This is a genomic window from Dactylosporangium cerinum, assembly GCF_042653625.1.
GTDB lineage: Bacteria > Actinomycetota > Actinomycetes > Mycobacteriales > Micromonosporaceae > Dactylosporangium > Dactylosporangium cerinum.
In genome coordinates, this window is the sequence record NZ_JBHSIU010000010.1 from 494,309 (window position 1) to 519,587 (window position 25,279).

Below are 25,279 nucleotides of genomic sequence, written 5' to 3' on the forward strand. Positions count from 1 at the left end.
CTGGTGGGTGGCTCGTCCTGACCAGGAGGGCGGTTCCCATAGGATCGGCGGCATGGCGTTGCGCCCTGTCATGGTGAACATCAAGGCCCTTGACCACGTGGCGGTCGGCCGGTTCTGGGCGGCGGCGCTCGGCTGGACCGCCACCAGCGGGCAGACCACCTACGTCGGGCCGCCCGGCGACTTCGTCTGGCCGGACCCGGTCTACGTCGGCATCGACGTCGTGGCCGTCCCGGAGCCCAAGACGCCGGCGAAGAACCGGGTGCACCTCGACCTCGCCACCACCTCCGCCGCCCATCAGGCCGAGCTGGTCGAGCGGCTCCGGGCGCTCGGTGCGACGCCCGCCGACGTGGGACAGGGCGACGTGCCGTGGACGGTCCTCGCCGACCCGGAGGGCAACGAGTTCTGCGTGCTGGAGCCCCGGGAGCGCTACCGGGACACCGGGCCGATCGCCGCGGTGGTGGTCGACTGCGTGGATTCGAGGGCCATGGCCCGGTTCTGGGGCGCGGCGACGGACTGGACCGTGCAGGAGGTGACCGACGAGCTCGCGGCGCTGCGCTCCGTCAAGGGCGTCGGCTCGTATCTGGAGTTCCTGCGCGTGCCTGGCGGGAAGACCGGGCCGGACCGGGTCCATCTCGACCTGCTGCCGTATCCGGGTGACGACCAGGTGGCGGAGGTGGCCCGGCTACGCGCGCTCGGCGCCGCCGATCTCGACCTCGGCCAGGGCGACGTGCCGTGGACGTGCCTGACCGACCCGGACGGCCACGAGTTCTGCGTCCTCGCCCCGCACTGACCCGGCGTCAGTTGGTGAGCCCTTCCGAGGCGGTGTCCAGCCAGCGCCGGTACCACTGTGCGAAGTCGATCCGGTTGCCGTCCCCGTCGAGCAGCGGCCGGATGGGGCCGTCGCCGGCAGTGTCGTCGGCCCACATCTGGCCGCGGGCCGGGCCGCTGACGACGAGCGCCTCCCGGTACGCACAGCCCTGGTGGCACAGGTAGAGCAGGCCGGGGTGATACTCGGGTTCGGCGGCCTGGCATAGCTCCTCGTAGCGTTCCTCAGCCGCGCTGAACTCCTCGTCGGTCGGGTAGTCCGCCTCGTCCGGCGGCTCCGGCAGCCACGCGGCGGGGGTGAACGCCTTCTCGTGCGGGAACGGCTCGGCCAGGATCATCACGTCGGTGAGCTCCGCGTCGTCGTCGCCGGGCCACTGCCACGCGCCGCCGGTGAGCCGCGGTGGGAACAACCCGTAGCCGGGGCCGGCGCCGCCCCGGCCGGCCTGCAGCAGGAACGCGCGGTACGCGGCCGGCAGCTCCACCCGCACCTGCGCTTCGAGCGCGGCCAGTTCGGCGGGGGTCAGCGGCGGCTCGAGCCGCCACCGGTGCGCGTCGGCCCCGAACGTCGTGCCGGGGTGCGCGGCCAGCCGGGCGAGCTGCCCCGGCACGTCCGACCAGTCGATCATGGCCGTACCTTACCGCCCGGCCGTCCGTCAGTTCGCGATGAGCGGGGGCAGCGCGAACAGCATCACCGTCGACCAGGTCACGTGGGTGAGGACGGGGGCGAGGACGCCGCCGGACGCGCGGCGTTGCAGGCCCAGCACCACGCCGAGGAGGACGGCGGCGAAGACGAGCATCGGGTTGCCGGTGGCGACGGTGGCGATCGCGTAGACGGCGGTGGAGATGCTCACCGGCAACGCCCGGCCGATCGCGGCGAACAGGGCGCCGCGGAAGAACAGCTCCTCGGCGGCGCCGTTGGCGAGGGTGACGACGGTGATGAGGACGATCGAGCCGTACCTGGCGTGGTCGAGCACGTCGTCGGTGTACGCGCGCAGCGGCGGGATCTCCCGCACGACCAGGGCACCGGCGACGAAGACGGCGCCGGCGAGCAGGCCGGTGAGGATCGGGGTGGCGACTGGCCGGCGCAACGTGTCGCGGAAGAGGATGTGCCCGAGGTGCAGCGGGCCGGACAGCAGCGCCCCGGCGACCCAGGTCGCGGCGACGGCGAGGGTCATCGGGTAGAACAGGGCGTCGCCGGGCCGGATCGACAGCGAGATCCCGAGCAGCACCGCGCCGACGACGAGGGTCACCGCGGCCACGATTCGGCGCCGGCGGAACGCGCCGTCGGACTGGCTGTGGTCGCGGGGCACACGGTCGATGAACGCCGCGGTGAAGATGCGTCTCACTTCATACTGATACCCCACCTGATGCCCCATCGGGCCGGGACCCCCGCAACATCGACGCAGCGGGCTACCCTCGGGGCATGTTGACCGCGAAGCGGGCCAGTGTCTGGCGGAGCCGCTACGAGGTGACCCAGGACGGGCATGTGATCGCCCGGTGGGAAGGGTCGCTGTGGCGCAGCGGCGGGAGACTCGAGGTGGCCGGGCATGCGTTCGAGGTGCGTGGCAACGCGTGGGGCAGCCGGTTCTCGATGCTGGACAAGGCCGGTGGGGTCGTCGCCGCCGCGGACCGGGTCGGGCGCAAGCGGTGGAGCGTGACGGCCGGCGGGGTGACGTACCAGTTCCAGCGGGCCTCCGTGTGGAGCCAGGCGCAGGACCTCTACGCCGGCGGGCGGAAGGTCGGCTCGGTGCGGAAGGTGAGCTTCTGGGGCAGTGACGTCGCCGTCGACCTGCCGGGCGTGCCACTGCCCGTGCAGGTCTTCGTCCTCGGCGTGATCGTCACCATGTGGCAGGCCCAGGCCGCGGCCGCCTCCAGCGGCAGCGGCGGCGGTTGACCTCCGGCGGCGGCGGTTAACTGAAGTGCGTGACCGGGCGGTCGAGCAACCGGCCGTCCAGGTGTATGTCGACCTTCTCGTTGTAGAAGCTGACCAGGCCCGCGATCGGCAGCAGTGCCCCGGTCGGGAAGGTGTAGGCCCAGGCGAGGTCCTGGTGCACGGCCTCGCCGATCCGCACGGACCAGTAGTCGGTGGTGCGTCCCTTGTACGGGCACGAGGTCCGCGTCGGTGACGCCTCCAGGTGGGTGAAGTCGACGTCGGTGCGGTTGAGGTAGTAGCGGGTCGGCAGGCCGGTCTCGAAGACCATGACCGGCGACGCCGACTCGGCGAGCGTGACCCCGTCGAGGGAGACCCGCACGGTGCGGGTGGAGCGCAGCGCGTCGACCCTGCTGTAGGGGTTGCGGGGGTGGACGAACACCTCCTCGTCCTCCTCGAACCAGGCGTCCACGGCGTCCCATTCGAGCCGGGCCAGCCCCTCGACCGGGCCGTCGGTGTAGATCCGGCCGGCGGCGGGCCGGTCCTGGTCGCCGACGCGCAGGCCGATGCGGCGGGCGCTGCCGCGTTTGAGCTGCTGCACGTGGTCCTCGTCCACAACAAGAGCGGGGTCGAGGTCGGCGGCGGGGATGTAGTACTGCGGGTAGTTCGGCCATTCCCACAGGTACACGGCGCGGGTGGTGTCCAGGACGGTCCGGCCGTTGAGCATGGCGCGCACCCGGCGCGGCACCGGCTCGGTGTGGTCGACCGGCACGATCATCTTCGGGTAGTCGGCTGTCACACCTCCCTGCCTACCACCACCGGCCCGATCCGATCGCGCATCGGGCGGTGTTCGAGGGTGGTGATGGCCTCCTCGACCAGGCGGCTCAGGGGATATGGCAGCTCCGCGTCGAGCGCCTCGGCGGCCGCGTCGGTGGCGGCCATCTCCGCCTCGATGGCGGGCCGCAGCCGCTGCGCGCGGTCGGTGAGGTGCACGATGCGCTGCCGGGCGTCGCTGCCCGGTTCCAGCCGGACGAGGTCCTGCTTGGCCATTTCGGCGACGGTCTGGCTGGCCGCGGAGTGGGTGACGCCGATCGCCGCCGCCAGGTCGCGGATCGTGTGCGGGCCCTGTGCGGCGAGGGTGCGCACGACCGGCGCGAACCGGGGCCGGATGTCGGGCAGGCCGAGGTCGGCGTAGACGGTGGCGACGTCGCCGTCGAGCAGTTCCAGGAGGTGCCGCAGCCGGCTGCCGAGGAATGTCACAGCACTAATATAACAGCGCTGTTGTATTCTGCGGGCATGTATCCGCTCATCGACCCTCACGACGAGGGCATGCTCGACGTCGGCGACGGCAACCTCGTGCACTGGGACGTCGCCGGCAACCCGGCCGGCCTGCCGGCCGTGGTCGTGCACGGCGGGCCCGGCTCCGGCTGCAGCCCGCGCACCCGGCGCTACTTCGACCCGGACCGCTACCGGATCGTGCAGTTCGATCAGCGCAACTGCGGCCGCAGCACCCCGCACGCGTCGAGCCTGGACGCGGACCTGCGCCACAACACCACCGACCACCTCGTCGCCGACATGGAGCGGCTGCGCGAGCACCTCGGCATCGACCGCTGGCTGCTGTTCGGCGGGTCGTGGGGTTCGACGCTGATCCTGGCGTACGCCGAACGCCACCCTCTGCATGTCGCGGGCATCGTCATCGACGGGGTGACCTCGACCCGCCGCCGCGAGATCAATTGGCTCTACGAGGGCGTCGGGCGGTTCTTCCCCGCGCAGTGGGCCGCGTTCCGCGACTTCGCCGCGCCGGGCGACGGCGACCTCCTCGCCGCCTACGCCCGGCTGATGAACTCGCCCGACCCCGCCGTGCGCGCCGCGACCGCCGAGGCCTGGTGCACCTGGGAGGACACCGCGATCTCGCTCGAACCGAACGGTGTGCCCGACGCGTACAGCGGCCGCCCGGACGACGCGAAGCTGGCCATGGTCCGCATCTGCACCCACTACTTCGCGCACGCCGCGTGGCTGGAGGAGGGCGCCCTGCTCCGCGACGCCGATCGGCTCGCCGGGATTCGAGGTGTACTGCTGCACGGCCGCTTCGACATCAGCAGCCCCCTGGAGACGGCCTGGCACCTCGCGCAGCGCTGGCCCGACGCGGAGCTGACGGTCGTGGAGGACTCCGGTCACACCGGCAGCGACACCATGCGGACCCTGATCCGGCAGGCGCTCGACTCGTTCGTCACTTCTTGACGGCCTCGCGCCAGATCAGGCCGAGGATGCTGGGTCGCACCTCGGTCGTGATGACGGCCATCGCCCGCCGGACGAACCGCTCGTCATCGAGGTGCGCCACCATGCTCGCGGCGAGGTCCGCACGAGCCGTGAACAGCCCGTCGGCGACATCGTTTTCGGTGGTGTACCGGGTGACGGCCGGATGGTCGAACAGCCCCGACGGTCGCACCAGGGTCCAGTCCAGGTCGCTGTCGCGCACCAGGGCCTCCATGCGGCGCATGTCGTCGTGGACGGTGCGACCCATCCGGCGGTTGAACAGCGGGTCCATGACGGTGTTGAAGAACGTCTCGCCGGTGGGCCGCCAGGCGGGGTCCATGACGCTGGAACTCACCGCCAGGAGCCGTTTCACGCCGTGCCGGTGCATCGCCGCGACGATGTTCGCCGCGCTGCGCGAGTACACCGACACGGGCTGCCGGGTCAGCGGTGTGCCGAGGCTGGACAGCACCGCGTCGGCGCCGGCGACGGCCCGCTCGGCAGTGCCGGGGTCCAGGACGTCGCCGGTGACGACGGTGAGGCCGGGGCGCGGCGGGAGGGCGTCGGGCCGGCGGCCGACGGCGGTGACGTGGTGCCCGGCGGTGATGGCCTGGTCGACGAGGTGGCGGCCGGTGGGACCGGTCGCGCCGAAGATGACGGTACGCATGCCGTTGACGATGCCGCCGCACCGGCGCAATATTCAACCGTGCTGAATAAAACCCGGGGCCGGCCCCGCGGCCGGCCCGACACCCGGGCCCGCATCGCGGCGGCCGCCCGCGAGCTGTTCCTCCAGCACGGCTACCGGGGCACGACCGTCCGCGCGGTCGCCGCCGCGGCCGGGGTCGACCAGGCGCTCATCAGCTACCACTTCGGCTCCAAGCAGGGCCTGTTCAGCTCGTCGCTGGACCTGCTGTGCGTGGAGCCGACCGCCCTGGACGCGGCGCTGCGCGGCGACCCCGCCGGCCTCGCCGACCGGCTGCTGCGCGCCGTCACCGCCCTGTGGGACGCCACCGACCCGTCCGAGCACCGGGTCGCCGCCCTGGACGACGCCACGATGCGGGTGCTGCGCGACTACCTCGACTGTGACCTACGCGTCCGCATCGCTGAATTTCTCGGCGGCCCCGACGCCACCGACCGGGCCACCGCCGCCGTCGGCGTCATCGGCGGGCTCATCTTCACCCGCTACCTGCACCCGGTCCGCTCGATCGCGGCGCTGCCGGCCGCCCGGGTGCGGCGGGTGTTCGGCCCGGCGTTGCACGCGGCCCTCCATCCGCGGCCTGTCCCGCTTCGATGAAGGCCAGGATCCGCCGCCAGGCGTCGTCCTGTGCGGCGGCGTGCCCGGGGAGCTGCTCGTCGAAGAAGCCGTGCGGTGCGCCCGGATACACCACGACCTCGTGCGGCACGCCGTGCGCGGTCAGCGCCGCGTCGAACGCGTCGACCTCGGCCGTGCCGATGCCCTCGTCCGCGCCGCCGAACATGGCCAGGATCGGCGCCGTGAGCTCGGCGGCCCGCTGCGTCGGCCCGGGCCGGCCGAGCAGCGCACCGGGCATCCCGTAGAGGCCGATCGCGCCGGCCAGCCCGAACCGCGCCGCGGCGGTGAGGAACGCGAACCGGCCGCCGAGACAGAACCCGAGCGACACCACCCGCTCCGCACTGTTCCGCAGGTAATCGATTCCGGCGGTGAAGTCGGCGAACAGTTCTTCCTCGCGGAGCCTCATCAGGTGCGGCATCAGGTCCGCCATCTCACCCCAGCCGGCGCCCCGGGCGGCGGGGTCGAGCCCGGCGGTGCGACCGAAGTAGTCGATCGCGAGCGCGGTGTACCCGTGCCGGGCGAGCTGCGCCGTCAGCTGCTCGTAGAAGCCGGACAGACCGCGGTTGTCCGGCAGGACGAGCACCCCGGGCCCGTTGCCGTCTCTCGGTGTCGCCAGGTATCCGGCGAAGCGCGCGCCGTCGGCGGACTCGAGGGTGACGGGCCCTGCCTCGACCTCAGTGTTGCCGTCGCCTTGTGGCGGGCGGGCATCAGCGTCGTAACACACGAACGTCTCCGATCGATCGGCCAGCGTTTCCGCACCGACGATAGGAGACATTCACGACCATCATACCAAAAGGGACGTTCTCGATCCAGTACCGGCCGTCTACTCAGAGGTCGGCCGTTCGGCCAACTACTCCAACAGCGGCCAGACCTCGACGACACCCTGAGCGACCGCACACGGCATCCGCGACGCCAGTTCGACGGCCTCGTCGATGGTCTCCGCCTCGATGATCCCGAACCCGGCGATGGGCAACCCGGCCGACATGTACTGCCCGCGCTGCACGTTCACCCCGGCGGCGTCGTGGTTGCGCACCTGCACCGGCGGGCCGGCCCGCCCGGCCGTGGCCCCCGCGGCGACCAGCTGGGCATCCTGTTTGTGGGCCTCCTCGCGGACCGCTGGGTCGGTGCGGTCGTACCCCGCCTGATCGCCGTACCCGATCGTCACGAACCGCGCCACGTCAACCCCACCTTCGCCGGTTTGCCCTCTTTCGGTTTGCCCTCTTTCGAGGGTATGCGCGCCTGGCCCGCCGCGCAGGGCGGAAAACCGGTTTCGCCGATGGCGTGCGGCTCGTATCGTCGACGGCATGAGGAATTGGATCGCCACGGAGGCCCGGCAGTTGCCGGCCAGCTCCACCGTGCTGTCCATTGACTCCATCAGCGATCAGCCGCGACGGCGCCGAGGGTAGAAACCCCACCCCTCGACGCCGCCCGCCCCGCACAGGGACCGGGCGGTTTTTCGTTCCACCCCATGGTGGCGTAGCTCAGTCAGGCCCAGAGCGCTGCCTTGTCACGGCAGAGGTCGCCGGTTCGAATCCGGTCGTCATCGCACCACGGGAGGGGCGTCCTTCACGGTCGCCCCTCCCGGCACCCCGTCGAGGCCGAAGCGGTAGAGGCACCTCGCTGATAACGAGGAGACAGCGCGTTCAACTCGCGCCGACGGGACGCTCGTATTTGGAGGAGCCGGCTGGCTTCGGAACCGCCACTGGAAATGGCGGGCGCCCCGACCGGGCGCCGTGGGTTCGAATCCCACCTCCTCCGCTCGAACAGCGAACGTCCCTGCTCACGCATCGGGGTGCTGAGCCTGCACCCGAATCGCCGGAGCCGACCGCCACCGTCGCGCGGTCAGGACGGGTCGGTCATCAGCACCGCCCCGTCCTGACCGGCGGCGATCAGTCGAAGTCGGCCGCCTGGATCGCGATCACCCCGCGGTAGCCCGGGTGTTCGCTGAGCGTGAAGAGGGTGTCCGGTGCGCTGCTGTCGTCGCCGAAGTAGCTGAGGGACTCGGCGCCGTAGGCCCCGGTCCAGACCTTGACCGCGGAGGTCGGCTGGCTGGCCGGGACACGCCGTGCACCTCGCCGCCACCGTGTGGCGCCACCTCGACGTCACGAGCCGCACGGAGGCGATGCTCGCCCTCGCCGAGCAGGCGCTGCCGGCGGCCCGGGCGACCGGCGACCGGGTGTGGGAGGCGCGGATCATGCTGCACCTCGGCAACGGCCACAACCGCCTCGGCGACTTCGAGACGGCGGCCCAGCAACTGCGCCGCGCGGTCGCGATCGCCCACGAGGCCGGCGACCGCCTCGGCGAGTCACGCGGGCGCGACCTGCTCGGCTGGGCGCTGGCCCAGCGGGGCCGCCACGACGAGGCGCTGACCCAGATGCGGCACGCGGTGCGGATCGCGCGGCAGACCGGCGATCAGAACGCCGTCAGCGTCGCGCTCAACAACATGGGCGTCATCTACCAGCGGCAGGGTCGCTACGAGGAGCTGCTCGCCCTGCTGGCCGAGGCGCTCGCCTCCGCCCGGGCCGCCGGTGGCCGGGCCACGCAGGCCCGCGTCCTGGGCAACATCGGCGTCGCGTACGTCGAGAGCGGTGACCCTACGGCGGCCCTCGACCATCTCCGTGAGGCGCTGGCGATCCACCGCGAGCTCGGCAACCGCACCGGCGAGGCGATCGCGTTGGTCAACATCGCCCGGGCCCACCACGAGGCCGGCGACGACGAGCCGGCGTACCGCGAGGCGGGCGCCGCGCTCGCCATCCTGCGCGAGACCGGCGACCGCGCCGCCACCGCGTCCGCGCTCAACGCCCTCGGTGCGGCCGCCCTCCGGCTGGGCCGGGCCACCGAGGCGGCCGACCGCCACCGCGAGGCGCTCACGCTGGCGGTCGAGATCGGTAGCCCCTTCAGCCAGGCCCGCGCCCACACCGGTCTCGGCGATGCCCACGAAGCCACCGCCGACCCGGCCACGGCAGCCCACCACTGGCGGCAGGCGCTCGCCGCGTACGGCGACCTCGACGCCCCCGAAACCCAGCGGGTGCGGGACCGGCTCGACCGGCCGGCCGGTTCGTCACCATCCGCCCCCACCGCACCGGCGACACGACAGGAGCCGTCCACCGCGCATCAGTGATCTCCAACAGTGCCGCGTCGCGGCCACCAGCCGACCCGCACCACACCACCACCGCGTCCGAATCCACAAACAGCCCCGGGTGTGACGCCGGTCCAGCGGGTCCTGGCGCGTCGAAGGCACGGGGCGGGATACCGTGCCTGCGATGCCTCGAAGCGCGCTACCGGAGGAGTCGATGCTGCAATGACGGCAGGGCGACCGATGCCCACCCAGGACGAGGTGCTCGGATACTTCGACACCCTGTCGAACTGGGGACGGTGGGGCGACGACGACGAACTCGGCACGCTGAACCACATCACCGACGACGTCCGGGTGGCGGCGGCGCGGGCGGTGCGGCACGGCCGGAGCGTGTCGTGCGCATGGGAGGTTGCGGCGCCGCAGGAGATGGAGCGCGCGACGACGACGTGCCCGTGCGCCGCCGACATGCCGGGTGCTGAGCACATGCCGTCGCCGGGGTTCCGCAACGACCGGCGCTGGGGCTTCTCGACCGAGCGGCTCGGCATCACGTTCCACGGCAACACCATCACGCACGTCGACTCGCCGTGCCACATCTTCTGGGACGGCGCGACGTACAACGGGCGGCCGCACTCGTTGGTGGACGCCGCAACGGGATCGGCGTGGGCGGCGGTGACGGCGGCGGCGAACGGGATCGTCACGCGTGGTGTCCTGCTGGACGTCGCTGGGGTGCGCGATGTGCCGTGGCTGGAGCCGGGGCAGGGCGTGTTCCCCGACGATCTCGAGGAGGCCGAGCGTCGCCAGGGTGTACGGGTGCGACCCGGCGACGCGGTGCTCCTGCGGACCGGCTACGGCCGCGCCCGGCACGAGGCGGGTGTGACCGGCGGTTTCACGCAGGCCGGCTGGCACGCGTCCTGCCTGCCGTGGCTGCATGAACGGCAGGTCGCGCTGATCGGCGCCGACACCCCGCAGGACGTGCAGCCGTCGGGGTACGACGACGTGCTGATGCCGGTGCACGCCGTGGGTCTCGTCGCGATGGGTCTGTGGCTGCTCGACAACTGTGACCTGGAGGCGTGCGCGGCGACGGCGGCCGAGCTCGGCCAGTGGGACTTCCAGCTCGCCGTCGCGCCGGTCCGCCTGGCCGGCACGTCCGGCAGCCCGGTCAACCCGATCGCGACATTCTGACCGCAGGGGAGCGTCCACAATGGACGCTCCCCTGCGGCGGTGCGTGGTGGTTCAGGCGCCGCGCACCCAGTCCAGGGAGAACCGGGTGAAGACGATGCCGCCGGTGTTGCCGATCTCGTACAGGTTGGCGACCTGACCGTTGGCCAGCACCGCCATCGTGGAGTAGCCGGCGCCGCCGGGCTTGAGCAGCGCCCGGGCCGGCCAGCTCGCGCCGTTGTCGGTGGACAGCCGGACGGTGAGGTTGTTGCGGGCGCTCGTGCTCGCGTTGTTGCTGAACAGCGTGGTGCTCGTGCGGGTCGGTGCGCCGTTGGTGCCCAGGTCGGCGGGGCGCAGGTAGCTCAGCTCGTCGGCGTTGCAGCCCGGGTCGGGCAGCAGGCTGCTCGCCGTGGCCGGGCCGAACGTGGCGCCGCCGTCGGTGGACGTTGCGTAGTAGCGGCTGCGGACGCTGTCGTGGCGCATGTTCTGCACCACTGCGCCGGTGCTGCGTTCGACGGCCTTGCTCTCGTTGATGGCGGCGCCGGCCGAGCCGCCGCGCTGCCACGTGGCGCCGTGATCGTCGCTGTACACGTTGCCGGCGTTGCTGACGCCGCCGGCGTCACGGTACGAGATGGGCTGGATCAGCCGTCCCGAACTGGTCTGGATGCCGTGGCCGGAGGAGAAGAAGACCTGCTTCCAGGCCGTGTCCTTGGCCTGTGGGTTGAGCTCGACGGGTGCGCCCCACGTCGCGCCGTGATCGGTGCTCTTGATGTAGCGCAGGTGCAGGCTGTCGGGGTCGGTGGCGGTGTTGACGCCCGATCCGGCCGACCAGTAGCTGATCCCGGGCCGCGGCGAGTAGGTGAAGAAGACGTAGACGGCGCCGGTGGTGCGGTCGACGAGCACGCTGGGGTCACCGACGCCCTCGCTCGTGGTCGGTGCGTGGTGGATGATGCGCGGCTGTTCGAAGCTTGCGCCGCCGTCGGTGCTGCGCATCATCGCGATCTGGATGTTGTTGTCGCCGCCGCCGAGGTCGTAGCTGCCGTTGACGCGGGCGTCGGCCACGGCGATCACGGTGCCGTTGTTCGTCACCGCCATGCCGGGGATCCGGACCGAGGCCACGGTGCCGTCGTAGGTGCCGCCCGGCCCGTTGAGGCCGAGGATCACGCTCTGGGTGGTGAGCACGGTGACGGCGTTCATCTGCGGTGCGGCGGCGGCCAGACCGCAGGTGGCGGTGCCCTGGTTCGTCAGGTCGAACCCGGCCGCGGTCGTGCGCAGGGCGTACGCGGTGCCGGGCGCGACGGTCCAGTACAGCAGCGCGTTGCCGCCTGCCGCCACGGTCGTGGTCCACGGGGAGTTGGTGCGCCCCGGCCACGTGGTGGTGAACGTCTTCGCGGCGGTCGTCCGGTTCTCCAGCACGAGCTGCAGCCGGCCGGCGGTGCAGTCCATGCTGGTCAGCGCGGACATGCCGGTGCCGCAGTGGAAGATCCCGGCGGCTGTGGTGTCCAGCCCGGTCGGGGTGGTGGTGTGCAGCTCGTACGCGGTGCCCGCGGCGAGGGTCCAGTAGTGCAGGTAGGTGCCACCGGCGGGGACCGTGCGCGTCCACGGTGAGCCGGTGCGGCCGGGCCAGGCGACCGTGTAGGTCTGGTCGGTGGTGCTGCTGTTGACGAGGTTCAGCGTCAACCGGCTGGCGGCGCAGTCGGCGCCGGGGACTGCGATGACGCCGGCGGGTGCGGCGGCCTGGGCGGAGGCGGCCGGTAGCAGGGCGGTGCAGGTCAGCGCCGCGAGCACCGCCGTCGCGGCTCGGATCAAACCTCTCGGATGTGGCACATCGGCTCCTTCGGGGGCATGACCACTGAGGCTGGTCATCGGACATACGATGTCCGATGACCATAGGGTGAGGTGGATCCGCCGTCAAGGGACGTCGATGGGTGGCCCGCGCCGGGATGCCGAGAGGCCGCCGGATGGTTCCGGCGGCCTCTCGGTCGGTCCTGGTCGAGCGGTGTGCTCAGTGCTCGGCGGGCTCCGTGGCCGCCCGGGTCGCGGCGGCGATCCGTTGCCGGACCGGCGCGTAGTGCGCCACCACGGCGGCGGTGAATGCGGCCGCGTCGCGCTCGCGGGCCGCGTCGACCATGGCCCGGTGCGCCGCGACGGTGTCGGCCTTCTCCTCGCGGTTGGCGACGCCCAGGTACGGCGCGACGATCGTGTAGACGTCCCAGAACGCGCCATTGAGCTGGGTGATCAGCTGGTTTTCCAGGGGCTCCATCAGCAGGTTGTGAAACGCCCGGTCGGTCTCCACGAGCGACTCGCCGGTGGTGCACCCCTCGAGCTGATCCACGAGGCGCTCGAGTTCGGACAGCTGCCCGGTGTCGAGCCGCTCGATGATCTGGCTCGCCATGCCCTGCTCGAACAGCTGCCGGACCTCCACCAGGTCGAGCAGGACCCGGAAGTCGTCCTCGGGGCTGAGCAGACCGCGAAACGTCAGGCTCTCCACCAGCGACGACAGCGACAGCCGGCCGACGAACATGCCGAAGCCGTGGCGGACCTCGACGATGTCGAGCGCGGCGAGCGTCTTGATCGCCTCGCGCAGGCTGGACCGGCTCGCGTTGAGCGCCTCGCTGAGCACCGCCTCGGTCGGCAGCGAGTCGCCTGGCTTGAGGCGGTTCTCGATGATGTACGTCTTGATCTGCTCGGTGACCGCGTGCTGCAGGAGCGCGCGGCTGGCGCGTGCCGGCTTGATGTCCGTGCGCATTGCGTTTCCGATCGTCCGTTGCCAGGGGTGTCGGCCATGCTACCAAGCGTCGGACGTCGGACGTCCGTCACCGTGTGTGATCGAGTGGGCTGAGGTCGAGGCGCCGACGTGCGAAATCTCTCGCCCCGGCCCACCGAATGTCGGGCGTATGATGTCTGATGTCGTGGCGGGGATGCCCTCCGGTACGAGTCGAGGAGGGTCACCTGTTCATGCGCTCTGACATCAAACCGGTTCGTCCGGACCGCACCCTGCTGCGGCAGGCGGTGACGGACCGCATCAAGACGTACATCATCGACAACCGGCTCAGACCGGGTGACTCCCTGCCGACCGAGACGGAGCTGTGCGACGCGCTCAACGCGAGCCGGTCCAGCCTCCGTGAGGCGATCAAGACGCTCTCCGCACTGGACATCGTCGAGGTCCGGCACGGCTCGGGCACCTTCGTCGGGCGGTTGTCGCTGTCCTCGCTGGTGGAGAGCCTGACGTTTCGCGGCCTGCTCAGCCCCGGGGACGACGTGCGCGCGCTGCGAGATCTCGTCGACGTCCGGCAGCTGTTCGAGGAGGGCATGGCAGGGCGGATCATCGACCGGCTCGACGAGGCGCACGTGGCCAGCCTCGAGCGTGCGGCGGCGGAGCTGGAGCGGTGCGCGCCCGGCAGTGCGCCGCAGATCAAGGCCGATCGCCAGTTCCACCGGCTGCTCATGGAGCCGCTGGGCAACCAGCTCGTCAGTCAGCTCACCACCGCGTTCTGGGACGTGCACGCCATCGTGGCACCGTATCTGGGCATGTCCAGCCCGCAGGAGGACGCCGAGGCGATGGCCGCGCACCGGGCCATGGTCGAGGCCGCCCGCCGGCGTGACGTGGACGCGTTCGCCGCCGCCGTGGTGCAGCACTACGCGCCGGTCCGCCGGCGGATCGCCGCCGCCGATCCGGGCTGACCGCGGCGGTCGCCGCGCCGGTGCTGTGCCGGTGTGGGGACGTGCCGTGGCCCGTCGCCCGTCGCCCGTGGCTCGGGGGGCGAGAACACGCAGCGTGACGCTGGCCCCGTCGGTCGGGCGCGTCGCGCGGTACCGTCGTGTCTGCGGGCGCCCGGTGCGCGAGGCGGCGGCACGTGCGGCTACCAGGCATGTTGCGTCATTGCCGACGGTCGCCGAGTGGGCGGACGGCACTGAAACTCATCGCCGGATTCGATGATGCGCATCCGTTACAGATGGTTCTCGTCACGGCCTTGACTCAGCCCTGACAGGCTTCTAGCGTACCGCCTACATTGATCAGACATACGATGTCTTACAACCTCGGGAGTAGGCATGAAGAACAGCTTCGAAGGCGTGTCCCGGCGCGACCTTCTGCGGTACACCGGCATCCTCGGCGCGGCCACCGCGATCACCGCCGGACTCGGTGCCTGCGGCGACGGTGACGGCGACACCGCGAGCGGCGCCGACAGCGGCCCGGCCGGCAAGACGATCGAGGCCACGCTCGCCTTCACCCTGTCCAGCGCCTTCGACCCGATGAACGCCTCCAGCGCGGTGGCCACGGCGGTCAACCAGCACGTCTTCGAGGCGCTGATCGACCTCGACCCGATCACGCGGGAGCCGTACCCGGCCCTGGCCGGCGCCCAGCCGACGCCGAGCGCGGACGGTCTGACCTGGACCGTGCCGCTGCGCGAGGGCGCGAAGTTCTCCGACGGCACGCCGGTCACCGCCGATGACGTGGCCTGGTCGTTCCAGCGGGCGATGGACCCGGCGAACAAGGCGCTCATGGCGGGCTTCATCACCTTCGTCGACAAGGTCACCGCCAAGGACCCGCGCACCGTCGAGTTCGCCCTCAAGCACCCGTTCAGCCTGTTCCCGCAGCGGATCGCGGTCATCAAGATCGTGCCGAAGGCGAAGACCGGCAACGCTGCGGCGTCCAAGGCGTTCGACACCGCCCCGATCGGCTCCGGCCCCTTCACGGTGGTCAGCGCCAACGCCACCGCCGGTGTCGTGCTGGGCATCAACACCAGCTACAACGGCCCGCGCCCGGCGAAGGTCGAGAAGATCACGCTGCGGACCAGCCCGGACGGCACCGCCCGCCTCAACGACCTGCGGGGCGGGTCCTCCCAGGCGATCGAGGCGGTGCCCTACCTCGACGTCAAGGCGCTCAGCGGCGGCGACCGCAAGGTCGAGGAGAAGCAGGCGTTCAACCACATGTTCCTGATGTTCAACTGCACGGCCGCGCCGTTCAGCGACAAGCGGGTGCGTCAGGCGCTGCACTACGCCATCGACAAGGACAAGGTCATCAAGACCGCGCTGCAGGGGTACGGCACGGCGGCGACGAGCTACCTCGACGCGGGCAACGCCGGCTACCAGCAGGCCGGCACCGTCTACACCTACGACCCGGACAAGGCCAAGAGCCTCCTCGCGGCGGCGGGCGCGAGCAACCTGTCGTTCGAGCTGCACACCACCGACGCCGCGTTCATCAAGGACAGCGCCCCGATCCTCATCGACGCCTGGAAGGCGATCGGCGTGAACGCGACGCTCAACACCATGCCGTCCTCGGCGATCTACGGCACCGTCGTGCCGGGCCCGAACTTCCGCGTCCTCGCCGCCTCCGGCGACCCGACGACCTTCGGCCCGGACGTGGACCTGCTGCTGCGCTGGTTCTACCTCAACCAGACGTGGACCAAGGACCGGCACCGCTGGACCAACGACGCGGCCAAGCAGTGCGCACAGCTCATCGAGTCGGCCGCGAAGGCCTCCGGCGCCGAGCAGAAGGCGATCTGGAAGCAGGCGCTGGACATCATCGCCGACGAGGTCCCGCTGTACCCGGTGTTCCACGTCAAGATGGTGACCGCGCACGACCCCAAGAAGCTCAAGAACTTCCAGGGCGCCTCAACCACCGGCCTGTACTTCCTCAACGCGTCGCGGGCGTGAACCCCCGCCCCCTGAGGCCCGAGCGAACGCCATCGGACGCCGGCCGGAGCGGTGCTGCCGATCCGGCCGCGGTCCCGGCGACACACCCCGACAACGGAAGGAGCGGCGGGTGAACGCAATCCTCGGCATCGTCCTGCGCCGGCTCTCGGCGCTCGTCCCGCTGATGCTCGGCATCATCCTGTTCATCTTTCTGGTCATGGCGCTGTCACCGAACAACGCGGCGATCTCCGTGCTGGGCAATCAGGCCACGGCGGAGCAGATCGACGCGTTCAACAAGGCCAACGGCCTGGACCGGCCGCTGCTGGTGCGCTACCTGGACTACCTGTGGTCGCTGCTGCACGGCGACCTCGGCAACACGTTCTCCCTCAACGTGCCCATCAGCTCGGTGATCTCCGAGGCGCTGCCGGTCACGTTGCAGCTGACCTTCCTCGGCGTCCTCGGCGCGATCGTGGTGGCGCTCGCGCTGGGCCTGACCGGGGCGCTCTACCGGGACCGCTGGCCCGACCAGCTCACCCGGCTGCTGTCGATGGCGGGCATCTCGATCCCGTCGTTCTGGCTGGCGATCCTGCTCATCCAGCAGCTGTCGACGATCGGCGGCGGATCGCTGCCGAGCGGGCACTACGTGGCACCGTCGGAGTCGTTCGGCGGGTGGCTGCAGCACATGGTCCTGCCCGCCGTCGCGCTGGCCGTGCCGGTCGGGTGCGCACTGGCCAGGGTCGTGCGCACCTCGATGGTGGAGGAACTCGACAAGGACTACGTGCGCACCGCGATCGGCGCCGGGCTGCCACCGATCGTGGTGGTCGGCCGCAACGTGCTGCGCAACGCCCTGCTCACTCCCATGACCGTCCTCGGTCTGCAGGTCGGCTACCTGATCGGCGGCGCGATCATCATCGAGGCCATCTTCACGCTGCCGGGCATGGGCACGCAGATCATGAGCGCGGTGCAGCAGAACGACATCGGGCTGGCGCGGGGACTGGTGATCGTCATCGCGGTCGGCTTCGTCATCGTGAATCTCGTCGTCGACCTGCTGTACCTGGCGGCGAACCCCCGACTCCGAGGAGCGCACAGTTGATCGCGCGTGCTGTCCACGCCGTCGGCTCCGGCGTCCGCCGGCTGCCGCTGCCGGCGAAGATCTGCCTCGGCCTGCTGCTGGTGGTCGTCGCGGTCGGGATCGCCGCGCCCTGGCTCATCCGGCACGACCCCACGCAGGTCGCCCTCGCCGCACCGTCGACCGGTCCGAACGGCGACTTCTGGTTCGGCGTCGACCGGCTCGGCCGGGACATCTTCTCCCGCCTGGTCGCCGGCACCCGGCGCTCGCTGATCGTCGGCTTCTGCTCCGCCGGGCTGGCGTTGCTCGCCGGCGCGATCCTGGGCGCGGTCGCGGCCACCAGCCGCCGCGCCGTCGACGAGATCATCATGCGGGTGCTGGACGTCGTGATGGCGTTCCCCACCATCGTGCTCGCCGCGATCCTGGTCGTCGCGTACGGCAACGACAGCCTGCCGGTGCTGGTGGGCGCCATCGGGTTCGTCTTCACCCCGCAGATCGCGCGGCTGGTGCGGGCCAACGTCGCCGCCCAGTACCACGAGGACTACGTCGCCGCCGAGCGGGTGATCGGCGCCGGGCGCTGGCACATCGTCGTGCGGCACGTCGCCCGCAACTGCGCGGCGCCGATCCTGGTGTACGCCACGATCATGGTGGCCAACGCGATCGTCTTCGAGGCGTCGCTGTCGTTCATCGGCGGCGGTCTGCAACCGGAGGCGGGTCCGTCGTCCTGGGGCAGCGTCATCGCCTACGGGCAGCAGATGCTGGCCAGCAAGGGCTGGTGGGCCACGTTCTTCCCCGGCCTGCTGATCCTGCTCACGGTGCTGAGCCTGAACATCCTGGCCGAGGGCATCTCCGACGCCTGGGCGGCGCCGGCCGGCCGCCGCCGCAGCGGGTCCGGCGAGCCGCTGGACCGGCCGGTCGCCGGGGACCGCACGCCGGTCGCCCTGCCGGGCCTGGCCCAGGCGGCGGCCAGGATCGCCGCCACGGCCCGTCCGCCGATCACCGCGGCGCCCGTGCTGTCCGTGCGCGACCTTCGGGTCGGCTTCCCCGGCAGCCACAACGGCGTCGACATCGTGGACGGGGTCAGCTTCGACGTGCGCCCCGGTGAGGTGCTCGGACTCATCGGCGAGTCCGGCTGCGGCAAGTCGCTCACCGCGTTGACGGTGATGGGCCTGCAGCCGCGCGGCGCCCGGGTCGGCGGCCGGATCGACTTCGCCGGCAGCGACCTGCTCACCCTGCGCGGCGCCGCCCGGCGGGCGGTGACCGGCCGGCAGGTCGCGATGATCTACCAGGACGCGTTGTCGGCGCTCAACCCGTCGATGACCGTCCGGGCGCAGCTCAAGCAGATCATCCGCCGCGGCGGCACCCGGACCGCGCCGGAGCTGATGACGCTCGTCGGGCTGGATCCCGCCCGGACGCTGTCGTCCTACCCGCACGAGCTGTCCGGCGGGCAGCGGCAACGCGTCGTCATCGCGATGGCGCTGGCCCGCGACCCGAAGCTGGTCGTCGCGGACGAGCCGACCACGGCGCTGGACGTCACGGTCCAGGCGCAGGTCATCGAGCTGCTGCTGCGGTTGCGCGCCGAGCTCGGGTTCGCACTCGTCCTCGTCTCGCACGACCTGGCACTGGTCAGCGACGTCTGCGACCGGATCGCGGTGATGTACGGCGGACACATCGTCGAGCACGGCGCCACCGCGGCGGTCCTGGCCGCACCGGCCCACCACTACACCCGCGGGCTGCTGGGCTCGGTGCTGTCGCTGGAGTCGCAGGCACCGAGGCTGGTGCAGATCAGCGGCACGGTGCCGTCGCCCGCGGACTTCCCGGCCGGCTGCCGCTTCGCTGACCGCTGCCCGAGCGCGACGGACCGCTGCGAACGGCAGCGCCCGGTGCTCGCCGAGCTCAACGGTCACCTGGCGGCCTGCCACCACCCGGCACCACGCGACAACGATGTGAAGGTGGCTGTCCAATGACTGCACCGTCCCCCGTGAACCTGGGGAGCCTGGCGGAGCTGCGCGAGGTCAGCGTCGAACACCGGGCGCCCGGTGGCTCGCTGCTCAACCGGGACCGGGTGCACGCCCTCACCGGCGCGGACATCACCGTCGCGCCCGGCGAGACGGTCGGCGTCGTCGGCGAGTCCGGCTGCGGCAAGTCGACCCTGGTGAAGGTGCTCGTCGGCCTGCAGCGGCCGACCGAGGGCACGGTCCTGCTCGGCGGCCGCGACATCTGGCGGCTGAGCACCACCGAGCGCCGCCGGCACATCGGCCGGACCGTCGGCATGGTCTTCCAGGACCCGTCGACGTCGCTCAACCGCCGCCTGCCCGTCGAACGGATCATCGCCGATCCGCTGGACGTGCAGCGGTGGCGCAGCCCGCGGGAGCGGCTGCAGCGGGTCGGGGAGCTGCTGCACCTCGTCGGCCTGCCGTCCTCGGCGCGCGACGCGCTGCCCGCGCACCTGTCCGGCGGGCAGCGGCAGCGGGTGGCGATCGCCCGGGCCCTCGCCCTGGAGCCGGAGCTGCTCGTCGCGGACGAACCCACCTCGGCGCTGGACGTGTCGGTGCGGGCGCAGATCCTCAACCTGCTCATGGATCTGCGCGAGCGGCTCGGGCTCGCCATGGTGTTCGTGTCGCACGACCTGCAGACGGTCCGGCGGGTGTCGGACCGGATCGTCACCATGTACCTCGGCCGGGTGGTCGAGGAGTTGCCGGTCGCGCACATCGAGCGGGGGCGGCACCCGTACACGCAGGCGCTGTTCTCCGCCACACCCGGACTGCTGCGACCGATGCGCCCGATCCCGCTGACCGGCCCGGTCCCGTCCGCGGTGCGTCCGCCGTCGGGATGTCCGTTCCGCACCCGGTGCTGGCGCGCCACCGACACGTGCGCCACCGCGATGCCGCCGTACGCCGAGGACAGCGCCGACCCGGCCCAGCGGTACCGCTGCTACCACCCTGTCACCGACTACTCGGATCTGGACCGCGCCGCCGAATCGGTGTCCGGCCCGGATCGATCCACTGAGGAGCACGTATGACCAGCACCGTCACCTCCACGACCGCCGCGGCACCCGCGGTGCCCAGGGGACTGACCGGCGTGGTGCCGCCGGTGTGCACCCCGCTCACCCCGGACCTGGAGGTGGACGTCCCGTCGCTGCTGCGCCTGGTCGACTTCCAGCTGGCCGGCGGCGTGGACGGGCTGTTCGTGCTCGGCTCCTCCAGCGAGGTGGCGTTCCTGCCGGACCGGCACCGCGCCACGGTCGTCGACGCGGTCGTGCGGCACGTCGCCGGGCAGGTGCCGGTGCTGGTGGGGGCCATCGACATGACAACCCTGCGGGTGCTCGACCACGCGCACCGGGCCGTGCGCGCGGGCTGCGCCGGCATCGTCGTCACCGCACCGTTCTACACGCGGACCCATCCGGCGGAGGTCGAACTGCACCTGCGACGCATCGCCGAGCAGTGCCAGACCCCGGTGTACGCCTACGACCTGCCGGTATCCGTGCACACCAGGCTCGACCCGCAGATGGTGCTGCGGCTCGCCGCCGAGGGCGTCCTCGCCGGGCTCAAGGACTCCACCGGCGACGACGCCGGGCTGCGGGACCTGCTGACCGCGCGCAACGACGCCGGCCTGTCGACCTTCAGCGTGCTCACCGGTTCGGAGCTCACCGTCGACAACGCGCTGCGGATGGGCGCCGACGGGGTGGTCCCCGGCCTGGGCAACGTCGATCCGCACGGCTACGCGACGCTCTACCGGCACGCCGTCGCGGGCGAGTGGGACCTCGCGGCCCGGGAGCAGGAGCGGCTGCTGCGGCTGATGCGGATCGTGCACGTGGGCTCGTCGGCGCGGATGGGCCGCGGCTCCTCGGCGCTGGGCGCGTTCAAGGCGGCCCTGCAGCTGCGCGGTGTCATCGACCATGCGGTCACGGCACCGCCGCAGATCCAGCTCGACGCCGCCGAGATCGACGCAGTGCGGCGCACGCTGGTGGCGACGGGACTGCTGTGACCGGGGGCACCGCTGCCCGGCGCCGTGCGTGGATCGCGGTCGACATCGGCGGCACGAAGATCTTCGCGGGGCTGGTCGAGGACACCGACCGGGTCCTGGAACGCGTCCAGGTCGGCACGCCCAGCGGCGGCCCGGCGATCCTCGACGCCGCCGCGCGGCTCGTCCGGGGGCTGCTCGAGCACGCCGAGCGGCGCGGGATCGAGGTGGGCGCCGCCGGCGTCGGCGCCCCCGGCGTCATCGACCCGGCAACCGGGACGGTGCGCTCGGCCACCGACATCGTGCCCGGCTGGGCCGGGACCGCGGTCGGCGCCGAGCTGTCCGCCCGGACGGGGCTGCTGACCGCCGTCGCCAACGACGTGCGCGTGGCCGCCATGGGCGTGGCGCGGGACCCCGCGATCGCGCCGTTCCGGGACGTCCTGCACGTCTCGATCGGCACCGGCGTCGGCGGCGCCCTGCTGCGCCACGGCGCCGCAGTCGCGGGCCCGCACGCCAGCGCCGGCGAGCTGGCGCACCTGCTCGTCCCCGCGCACGGCGCGATCCCGTGCGGCTGCGGGCGCCTGGACCACCTCGAGGCGGCGGTGGCGGGCCCGGCCATCGCCGCGGTGTACGCGCGGCAGCTGGGCGTCGACGTGCTGCCGCTCACCGAGGTCGTGGCGCGGCTGCGCGCGGGCGACCGCGCCGCGGACAGCGTGGTCCGCGGCGCGGGACGCCCGCTCGGCCGGGCCCTGGCCGGCCTGGTCGCCGCCGTGGACGTCGACGCGGTGACCCTCGGCGGCGGGGTCGCGCTCAACGTCGCCGAGTTCAGCGGTGCCGTCGGCGAGGCGTTCCGCGAGGAGGCGCTCCCACCGCTGCGCTCCGTGCCCGTCCTGGTGCCGGCCACCGGCGCCGACACCGTCCTGCTGGGGGCGGCGCACCTGGCCCGCACGGCCGTGGCCGGGCATCACTGAAAATACAGGAGCAACCATGAACCTCACCGACCTCATGACGGCGATCCGCGGTGGACTCGTCGTGTCCTGCCAGGCCGGTCCCGCGCATCCGCTGCGGGACACGGCCACGATCCGCCGGCTCGCCGAGGCCGCCGTGCTCGGCGGCGCCACCGCCGTGCGGTGCGGCGGGGTCGGCGGCCTGGCCGACATCCGCGCCGTCGCCGACGCCGTCACGGTGCCGGTCGTCGGGCTGACGAAGCGCGGCGACAGCGGCGTGTTCATCACCCCGACCGTCGCTGACGCCCTGGAGGTGCTGGCCGCCGGGGCGGGCGTCGTGGCCACCGACGCCACGGCCCGTCCCCGGCCGGACGGCGCGTCCCTGCAGGACACCGTCCGGGCGGTGCACGACGCCGGCGGCCTCGTCATGGCCGATGTGTCCACAGTGGCCGAAGGGGTCGCGGCGGCCGCCTGCGGCGCCGACCTCATCGCCACCACGCTGTCGGGGTACACCTCGTACAGCACGCAGCTGACCGGGCCCGACATCGCCCTCGTGCGCGAACTGACCGCCGAGCTGCCCGCCGTGCCGGTTGTCGCCGAAGGGCGCTACCACCGGCCCGAACACGTCCGGCAGGCCCTGGACGCGGGCGCCGCCGCCGTGGTCGTCGGCACCGCGATCACCGATCCGGCCTGGATCACCAGCAGGTTCGCCGAGGTGACCGACCGATGACGCCGGCTCCGCTCCGGCGGCCCCCCTTCGACCCTGCCGTCGACGCGGTCCTCGAGCGGATGCGCGCCGACGGCACCCTGGTCCCGATGACCGCGGACCAGATCGCCGGGCGTCGCGCGAACGCCGTCCCGGAGGACCTCTCGGCGTTCCCGGTCGACCGCCGGGACCTGACCATCGCCGGCTATCAGGGCGCGGCGCTGCAGGTGTCGGTGTTCCGCGGGTCCACTGTGGACAAATCGGCGCCAGCGGTACTGCACATCCACGGTGGCGGCATGATGCTCGGCGACCGCTTCGCCGGCATGTCGGCCGTGCTGCCCTGGGTGGTCGAGCACGGTGTGGTGGCGGTGACCGTCGAGTACCGGCTCGCCCCCGAACACCCGGACCCGATTCCGGTGGAGGACTGTTACGCGGCGCTGCTCTGGATCGCCGGGCACGCCGCCGAGCTCGGCATCGACCCGGCCCGCATCGTGCTCGTCGGCGCCAGCGCCGGGGGTGGCCTGGCGGCCGGCGTGGCACTGCTGGCCCGCGACCGCGGGGGACCGCCGCCGCTCGGGCAGATGCTGATCTGCCCCATGCTCGACGACCGGGACCGAACCGTGTCGATGCGACAGTTCGACGGCGTCGGCGCGTGGGACCGCGGCAGCATCCGCACCGGCTGGACCGCGCTGCTCGGCGACCGGCACGGCACCGCGGACGTGCCGATCTACGCCGCCCCGGCCCGGGCGACCAGCCTCGGGGGCCTGCCGGCGACGTTCATCGACGTGGGCTCGGCCGAGGTCTTCCGGGACGAGGACGTCGCCTTCGCCACCCGGATCTGGGCCGACGGCGGCGTCGCCGAACTGCACGTGTGGCCCGGCGGCACGCACGGCTGGGACCAACTGGTCCCGCAGTCACCCATGGCCAGACAGGCCGCCGAGGCCCGCAACGCGTGGATCGCCCGGCTGCTGCGGCGTTCGATCACGACCGGCCACGCCTGAAGGTCACCGACTCCTGCGCCAGGTCGACGCGGTCGACCTTCCACCCGGCGTTCAACCACGCATGCGCCTGGACACGGGTTCGGTTGAAGGTGTTGCCCCACCAGGTGCGGTCAGACCGCGCACTCGGCGGCAACGACGCGCCGATGATCGCCTCAAGCCGCTGGAACGACATCCGGATCGTGCCTCCACCCTGTCGCAGGAGGAAGGCGGTCAAAGGCTCGTACTTCGCCATGGCGAAGCTCTCCCGGCTCGCCGTCGTGGTTCGCGGTGCTGGCGTAGGGGTTCACGACGGCGACAGATGAGACCGTAATCGACGACAGATCCGGCCGCACGCCCCCGCGTCAAGATCCAGGCGCCGCTCGCAGCTGACCTTGCCCACGTTCTCAGTTCTACCGCGTGCAGATCCCCGGCTTTCCGAAAGTCCACGTCTTGCCTGCAAGCCGGGCCACCTGACGCCACAATTGCGCGGTTACCAACTGCGACAACGTTCGTCCAGCCCGCGCACGCGTTCTGGCGGTGGTGGTGCACGCTTGGCTGTTGCCTTCGGTCCGCTGCTCATGGGGTTGAATTGCGGTCATGACGGCACCTGAGCGCTACGGTGAATCGGTTCTCAGCCCGGAGTGGCACGGTGAGCGGGAACGACTCGTCGCCATGGCCGAGGTGGCCGATGCCACGACCATCCGGATACTGCAGGATCTCGGGCTCGGCCCGGACTGGGACTGTCTGGAAGTCGGCGCCGGCGCCGGCACGATCGCGGCGTGGCTGGCCGGGCAGGTGCCCGACGGCAGCGTCCTGGCGACCGACATCGACACCCGATGGTTGCGGGCGATCGGCGTGCCCGCCCTGCACGTCACCGAGCACGACATCGTCTTGGACCCGTTGCCAGAGTCGGCATTCGACCTCGTCCATGCCAGGTTCGTGCTGGAGCACCTGCCCGAACGCGATGCGGTCCTGGCCAAGTTGTGCCGGTCCCTGCGACCTGGGGGCCTGCTGGTGATCGAGTCGATCGCGAGCTTCCCGATCGCCTCCGGCGGCACCCCGGCGTTCCGCGACGCCATGCACGCGATCGAATCGACGCTGGCCGCGACCATCGGCACGGACGCGAGATGGCCGCGGACCTTTCCCGCGCCCCTGCTGGCGCACGGCCTCACCGGAGTATCGGCCTCGGTGCACGTCCCGGCGACCGGAGGCCGCAACGCATCGGCGCGATGCTGGTCGCACACCCTCGCTCAGCTGCGCCCCCGCATCCTTGAGCACATGCCCCGGGCCCGGCCGGCGGTCGACGAAGCCCTGCGCCTCCTGGACCGGCCGGAGTTCTTCGAGCTGGCATTCGCCACCGCTGTCTGTTGGGGCCGCAAGCCGACATCGCCATGAGCCCGGACCTCAACGCTGACGCGGCGCGGTCCTGACATCGGCTACACGCAGGTAAGCCACGCCGAGCTCGTCACCGACCGTGCGGCCG

At 72.0% G+C, this 25,279-nt stretch carries 26 protein-coding genes and 3 tRNA genes; 19 read left to right on the top strand and 10 right to left on the bottom strand.

Translation table 11 applies throughout. The annotated features are described in order from the left end of the window. The first annotated feature begins 52 nt into the window (after nt 1-52). Entirely contained in the window at nt 53-790 is a 738-nt protein-coding gene (locus ACFPIJ_RS08695; protein WP_380114149.1) for a VOC family protein, read from the top strand. Nucleotides 791-797: 7 nt separating this feature from the next. Here ACFPIJ_RS08695 and ACFPIJ_RS08700 read toward each other — a convergent pair whose 3' ends face one another. Together ACFPIJ_RS08700 and ACFPIJ_RS08705 are read right to left on the bottom strand one after the other, a co-directional pair. Then, nucleotides 798-1,451 (bottom strand): SMI1/KNR4 family protein, encoded by a 654-nt coding sequence (locus ACFPIJ_RS08700; protein ID WP_380114150.1) that lies wholly within the window; start codon nt 1,449-1,451, stop codon nt 798-800. Between the two features lie 27 nt (nt 1,452-1,478). Further along, entirely contained in the window at nt 1,479-2,171 is a 693-nt protein-coding gene (locus ACFPIJ_RS08705; RefSeq protein ID WP_380114151.1) for a CPBP family intramembrane glutamic endopeptidase, read from the bottom strand. Between the two features lie 77 nt (nt 2,172-2,248). Between ACFPIJ_RS08705 and ACFPIJ_RS08710 the strand changes: the two genes are divergently transcribed. Beyond that, the gene (locus tag ACFPIJ_RS08710; protein WP_380114152.1) at nt 2,249-2,719 is read left to right on the top strand and encodes a hypothetical protein; all 471 of its coding nucleotides are present in this window, start codon (nt 2,249-2,251) and stop codon (nt 2,717-2,719) included. A 16-nt stretch (nt 2,720-2,735) separates the two neighbouring features. Here the strand turns inward: ACFPIJ_RS08710 and ACFPIJ_RS08715 are convergent, their stop codons facing one another. Together ACFPIJ_RS08715 and ACFPIJ_RS08720 are read right to left on the bottom strand one after the other, a co-directional pair. Continuing rightward, complete coding sequence (locus ACFPIJ_RS08715) at nt 2,736-3,494, bottom strand: DUF427 domain-containing protein (protein ID WP_380114153.1); 759 nt, start codon at nt 3,492-3,494, stop codon at nt 2,736-2,738. Then, on the bottom strand, nt 3,491-3,955 hold the full coding sequence (locus tag ACFPIJ_RS08720; protein ID WP_380114154.1) for a MarR family winged helix-turn-helix transcriptional regulator: 465 nt from the start codon (nt 3,953-3,955) through the stop codon (nt 3,491-3,493). Before ACFPIJ_RS08720 ends, ACFPIJ_RS08715 begins: the two co-directional genes overlap by 4 nt. 36 nt (nt 3,956-3,991) lie before the next feature. Here ACFPIJ_RS08720 and pip point away from each other — a divergent pair, with 36 nt between their 5' ends. Continuing rightward, nucleotides 3,992-4,936 carry a prolyl aminopeptidase gene (gene pip, locus ACFPIJ_RS08725; RefSeq protein ID WP_380114155.1) on the top strand — a complete coding sequence of 315 codons (945 nt, stop codon included), beginning with the start codon at nt 3,992-3,994 and terminating at the stop codon, nt 4,934-4,936. Here pip and ACFPIJ_RS08730 read toward each other — a convergent pair. Further along, nucleotides 4,926-5,615, bottom strand: coding sequence for an NAD(P)-dependent oxidoreductase (locus ACFPIJ_RS08730; RefSeq protein WP_380114156.1), 690 nt, complete (start codon nt 5,613-5,615; stop codon nt 4,926-4,928). The genes pip and ACFPIJ_RS08730 overlap by 11 nt on opposite strands. A 39-nt stretch (nt 5,616-5,654) precedes the next feature. On the opposite strand from ACFPIJ_RS08730, the gene ACFPIJ_RS08735 reads away from it, so the two are divergent. Beyond that, nucleotides 5,655-6,242, top strand: a complete 588-nt coding sequence (locus tag ACFPIJ_RS08735; RefSeq protein ID WP_380114157.1) for a TetR family transcriptional regulator — start codon at nt 5,655-5,657, stop codon at nt 6,240-6,242. Here ACFPIJ_RS08735 and ACFPIJ_RS08740 read toward each other — a convergent pair. Then, nucleotides 6,124-7,035 (bottom strand): dienelactone hydrolase family protein, encoded by a 912-nt coding sequence (locus ACFPIJ_RS08740; protein WP_380114158.1) that lies wholly within the window; start codon nt 7,033-7,035, stop codon nt 6,124-6,126. The two genes, ACFPIJ_RS08735 and ACFPIJ_RS08740, sit on opposite strands and share 119 nt — an antisense overlap. A 75-nt stretch (nt 7,036-7,110) precedes the next feature. Beyond that, nucleotides 7,111-7,437 (bottom strand): YciI family protein, encoded by a 327-nt coding sequence (locus ACFPIJ_RS08745; RefSeq protein ID WP_380114159.1) that lies wholly within the window; start codon nt 7,435-7,437, stop codon nt 7,111-7,113. A gap of 293 nt (nt 7,438-7,730) precedes the next feature. Here ACFPIJ_RS08745 and ACFPIJ_RS08750 point away from each other — a divergent pair. The 5 genes from ACFPIJ_RS08750 to ACFPIJ_RS08770 all read left to right on the top strand — a co-directional run bounded on the left by ACFPIJ_RS08750 (nt 7,731) and on the right by ACFPIJ_RS08770 (nt 10,518). Beyond that, nucleotides 7,731-7,806: transfer RNA gene (locus tag ACFPIJ_RS08750), tRNA-Asp, on the top strand. 42 nt (nt 7,807-7,848) lie between these two features. Next, nucleotides 7,849-7,922, top strand: a tRNA-Ile gene (locus ACFPIJ_RS08755). A gap of 11 nt (nt 7,923-7,933) precedes the next feature. Beyond that, nucleotides 7,934-8,018, top strand: a tRNA-OTHER gene (locus tag ACFPIJ_RS08760). A gap of 307 nt (nt 8,019-8,325) precedes the next feature. Continuing rightward, nucleotides 8,326-9,381, top strand: coding sequence for a tetratricopeptide repeat protein (locus ACFPIJ_RS08765; protein ID WP_380114160.1), 1,056 nt, complete (start codon nt 8,326-8,328; stop codon nt 9,379-9,381). A gap of 180 nt (nt 9,382-9,561) precedes the next feature. Next, a complete protein-coding gene (locus ACFPIJ_RS08770) occupies nt 9,562-10,518 on the top strand; it encodes a cyclase family protein (protein WP_380114161.1) in 957 nt (318 codons plus the stop codon). Between the two features lie 51 nt (nt 10,519-10,569). On the opposite strand, the gene ACFPIJ_RS08775 is transcribed toward ACFPIJ_RS08770, so the two are convergent. Together ACFPIJ_RS08775 and ACFPIJ_RS08780 are read right to left on the bottom strand one after the other, a co-directional pair. Further along, nucleotides 10,570-12,321, bottom strand: coding sequence for an exo-alpha-sialidase (locus ACFPIJ_RS08775; protein WP_380114162.1), 1,752 nt, complete (start codon nt 12,319-12,321; stop codon nt 10,570-10,572). A 178-nt stretch (nt 12,322-12,499) separates the two neighbouring features. Then, complete coding sequence (locus ACFPIJ_RS08780) at nt 12,500-13,243, bottom strand: FadR/GntR family transcriptional regulator (RefSeq protein WP_380114163.1); 744 nt, start codon at nt 13,241-13,243, stop codon at nt 12,500-12,502. A 209-nt stretch (nt 13,244-13,452) separates the two neighbouring features. Between ACFPIJ_RS08780 and ACFPIJ_RS08785 the strand changes: the two genes are divergently transcribed. The 9 genes from ACFPIJ_RS08785 (at nt 13,453) to ACFPIJ_RS08825 (ending at nt 23,817) form a co-directional block, all read left to right on the top strand. Then, nucleotides 13,453-14,178 (top strand): FadR/GntR family transcriptional regulator, encoded by a 726-nt coding sequence (locus tag ACFPIJ_RS08785; RefSeq protein WP_380114164.1) that lies wholly within the window; start codon nt 13,453-13,455, stop codon nt 14,176-14,178. Between the two features lie 369 nt (nt 14,179-14,547). Beyond that, complete coding sequence (locus ACFPIJ_RS08790; RefSeq protein ID WP_380114165.1) at nt 14,548-16,152, top strand: ABC transporter substrate-binding protein; 1,605 nt, start codon at nt 14,548-14,550, stop codon at nt 16,150-16,152. A gap of 109 nt (nt 16,153-16,261) precedes the next feature. Beyond that, on the top strand, nt 16,262-17,224 hold the full coding sequence (locus ACFPIJ_RS08795; RefSeq protein ID WP_380114166.1) for an ABC transporter permease: 963 nt from the start codon (nt 16,262-16,264) through the stop codon (nt 17,222-17,224). After that, complete coding sequence (locus tag ACFPIJ_RS08800; RefSeq protein ID WP_380114167.1) at nt 17,221-19,167, top strand: dipeptide/oligopeptide/nickel ABC transporter permease/ATP-binding protein; 1,947 nt, start codon at nt 17,221-17,223, stop codon at nt 19,165-19,167. The genes ACFPIJ_RS08795 and ACFPIJ_RS08800 overlap by 4 nt, the downstream gene beginning before the upstream one ends. Beyond that, nucleotides 19,164-20,222 (top strand): oligopeptide/dipeptide ABC transporter ATP-binding protein, encoded by a 1,059-nt coding sequence (locus tag ACFPIJ_RS08805; RefSeq protein ID WP_380114168.1) that lies wholly within the window; start codon nt 19,164-19,166, stop codon nt 20,220-20,222. Before ACFPIJ_RS08800 ends, ACFPIJ_RS08805 begins: the two co-directional genes overlap by 4 nt. After that, nucleotides 20,219-21,187: a dihydrodipicolinate synthase family protein gene (locus tag ACFPIJ_RS08810; protein WP_380114169.1), complete on the top strand. Its 969-nt coding sequence runs from the start codon at nt 20,219-20,221 to the stop codon at nt 21,185-21,187. The genes ACFPIJ_RS08805 and ACFPIJ_RS08810 overlap by 4 nt, the downstream gene beginning before the upstream one ends. Further along, complete coding sequence (locus ACFPIJ_RS08815) at nt 21,184-22,134, top strand: ROK family protein (protein ID WP_380114170.1); 951 nt, start codon at nt 21,184-21,186, stop codon at nt 22,132-22,134. The genes ACFPIJ_RS08810 and ACFPIJ_RS08815 overlap by 4 nt, the downstream gene beginning before the upstream one ends. A gap of 16 nt (nt 22,135-22,150) precedes the next feature. Further along, entirely contained in the window at nt 22,151-22,840 is a 690-nt protein-coding gene (locus ACFPIJ_RS08820) for an N-acetylmannosamine-6-phosphate 2-epimerase (RefSeq protein ID WP_380114171.1), read from the top strand. Further along, nucleotides 22,837-23,817 (top strand): alpha/beta hydrolase, encoded by a 981-nt coding sequence (locus ACFPIJ_RS08825; RefSeq protein ID WP_380114172.1) that lies wholly within the window; start codon nt 22,837-22,839, stop codon nt 23,815-23,817. Before ACFPIJ_RS08820 ends, ACFPIJ_RS08825 begins: the two co-directional genes overlap by 4 nt. On the opposite strand, the gene ACFPIJ_RS08830 is transcribed toward ACFPIJ_RS08825, so the two are convergent. After that, nucleotides 23,798-24,049: a DUF7662 domain-containing protein gene (locus ACFPIJ_RS08830; RefSeq protein ID WP_380114173.1), complete on the bottom strand. Its 252-nt coding sequence runs from the start codon at nt 24,047-24,049 to the stop codon at nt 23,798-23,800. The genes ACFPIJ_RS08825 and ACFPIJ_RS08830 overlap by 20 nt on opposite strands. A gap of 344 nt (nt 24,050-24,393) precedes the next feature. Here ACFPIJ_RS08830 and ACFPIJ_RS08835 point away from each other — a divergent pair, with 344 nt between their 5' ends. After that, on the top strand, nt 24,394-25,191 hold the full coding sequence (locus ACFPIJ_RS08835; RefSeq protein ID WP_380114174.1) for a class I SAM-dependent methyltransferase: 798 nt from the start codon (nt 24,394-24,396) through the stop codon (nt 25,189-25,191). The last annotated feature ends 88 nt before the right edge of the window (nt 25,192-25,279 follow it).

Excerpts from the sequence above, each read along its gene's own strand:
- ACFPIJ_RS08695 (WP_380114149.1), top strand. The coding sequence starts at position 53 with ATGGCGTTGCGCCCTGTCATGGTGAACATCAAGGCCCTTGACCACGTG.
- ACFPIJ_RS08700 (WP_380114150.1), bottom strand. The coding sequence starts at position 1,451 with ATGATCGACTGGTCGGACGTGCCGGGGCAGCTCGCCCGGCTGGCCGCG.
- ACFPIJ_RS08710 (WP_380114152.1), top strand. The coding sequence starts at position 2,249 with ATGTTGACCGCGAAGCGGGCCAGTGTCTGGCGGAGCCGCTACGAGGTG.
- pip (WP_380114155.1), top strand. The coding sequence starts at position 3,992 with ATGTATCCGCTCATCGACCCTCACGACGAGGGCATGCTCGACGTCGGC.
- ACFPIJ_RS08730 (WP_380114156.1), bottom strand. The coding sequence starts at position 5,615 with ATGCGTACCGTCATCTTCGGCGCGACCGGTCCCACCGGCCGCCACCTC.
- ACFPIJ_RS08740 (WP_380114158.1), bottom strand. The coding sequence starts at position 7,035 with ATGTCTCCTATCGTCGGTGCGGAAACGCTGGCCGATCGATCGGAGACG.
- ACFPIJ_RS08770 (WP_380114161.1), top strand. The coding sequence starts at position 9,562 with ATGACGGCAGGGCGACCGATGCCCACCCAGGACGAGGTGCTCGGATAC.
- ACFPIJ_RS08780 (WP_380114163.1), bottom strand. The coding sequence starts at position 13,243 with ATGCGCACGGACATCAAGCCGGCACGCGCCAGCCGCGCGCTCCTGCAG.
- ACFPIJ_RS08785 (WP_380114164.1), top strand. The coding sequence starts at position 13,453 with ATGCGCTCTGACATCAAACCGGTTCGTCCGGACCGCACCCTGCTGCGG.
- ACFPIJ_RS08790 (WP_380114165.1), top strand. The coding sequence starts at position 14,548 with ATGAAGAACAGCTTCGAAGGCGTGTCCCGGCGCGACCTTCTGCGGTAC.
- ACFPIJ_RS08805 (WP_380114168.1), top strand. The coding sequence starts at position 19,164 with ATGACTGCACCGTCCCCCGTGAACCTGGGGAGCCTGGCGGAGCTGCGC.
- ACFPIJ_RS08810 (WP_380114169.1), top strand. The coding sequence starts at position 20,219 with ATGACCAGCACCGTCACCTCCACGACCGCCGCGGCACCCGCGGTGCCC.
- ACFPIJ_RS08820 (WP_380114171.1), top strand. The coding sequence starts at position 22,151 with ATGAACCTCACCGACCTCATGACGGCGATCCGCGGTGGACTCGTCGTG.
- ACFPIJ_RS08825 (WP_380114172.1), top strand. The coding sequence starts at position 22,837 with ATGACGCCGGCTCCGCTCCGGCGGCCCCCCTTCGACCCTGCCGTCGAC.
- ACFPIJ_RS08830 (WP_380114173.1), bottom strand. The coding sequence starts at position 24,049 with ATGGCGAAGTACGAGCCTTTGACCGCCTTCCTCCTGCGACAGGGTGGA.
- ACFPIJ_RS08835 (WP_380114174.1), top strand. The coding sequence starts at position 24,394 with ATGACGGCACCTGAGCGCTACGGTGAATCGGTTCTCAGCCCGGAGTGG.